Source organism: Zoogloea sp. LCSB751, assembly GCF_002028455.1.
Taxonomy (GTDB): Bacteria; Pseudomonadota; Gammaproteobacteria; order Burkholderiales; family Rhodocyclaceae; genus Zoogloea.
Window position 1 is genome coordinate 1 of the sequence record NZ_MWUM01000618.1, and the last position, 237, is coordinate 237.

The 237-nt window shown below is 61.6% G+C and carries 1 protein-coding gene; it reads left to right on the forward strand.

The genetic code is table 11. The annotated features are described in order from the left end of the window. The coding region (locus B4920_RS27940) for a hypothetical protein (RefSeq protein WP_139379784.1) at positions 1-237 on the forward strand (237 nt) is incomplete at both ends.

Genomic DNA, 237 nt, shown 5'->3' on the forward strand with positions numbered 1-237 from the left:
CAGCAGGCGCTGGATAAGTTGCAGACCGCGCTCGATGACGCAAGCCAGGCATTGGAGAGCTTTATCGAGGAGCAGAGCGGTGAAGAGGGTGGCCTCGCCGAGGCCCTGAACGACAAGGAGAAAGGCACTGCCGCCAGCGTCAAGGCGCGCCTCAAGCTGGCCACCGACAGGGAAGAAAAAGCGACGCTTAAGCAGGCGCAGACGCTGTTCGATGCCGAAGCCAGTGCCAAAAAGGCC